Raw genomic sequence first — 413 nt, forward strand, 5'->3', positions numbered from 1 at the left:
TGTACCAGAACCACTTTCTCTTAATACCCATACTTGATCTTGGAGTGTACTTTCATTTATTTCATTTGTGCGGAGTAATGGATGATTTGGCGGGACGACGAGCTTCATTTCATCTTGCATAAATGTTTCAACATCTACGTCGGCATATACGACTAGTCCTTCCACTAGGCCGATATCAATTTGATTAGAGCGAAGGCTTTGCAAAACGTCTTCTGTATTTGAGATGAAAGTATGAACTTCGACGTGTGGATTTTCATTCGCATAGTTAGCCAGTATTTTTGGAAGTAAGTATTCGCCAATTGTAAAACTAGCACCAATACGAAGTGTTCCTGTTACAACGTTATGTAGTTCATTAATTTCTTGTTTAGCATCTTCGTAAAGAGAGAGCATTTGCTTTGCATGTATATATAATA

At 37.3% G+C, this 413-nt stretch carries 1 protein-coding gene; it reads right to left on the reverse strand.

The annotated features are described in order from the left end of the window. Positions 1 to 413, reverse strand: a 413-nt coding sequence (locus SB717_RS33860) for a LysR substrate-binding domain-containing protein (protein ID WP_410907184.1), incomplete at both ends; no start/stop codon positions are given.

The organism is Priestia sp. SIMBA_032 (genome assembly GCF_046535215.1).
GTDB classification, from domain to species: Bacteria; Bacillota; Bacilli; order Bacillales; family Bacillaceae_H; genus Priestia; species Priestia aryabhattai.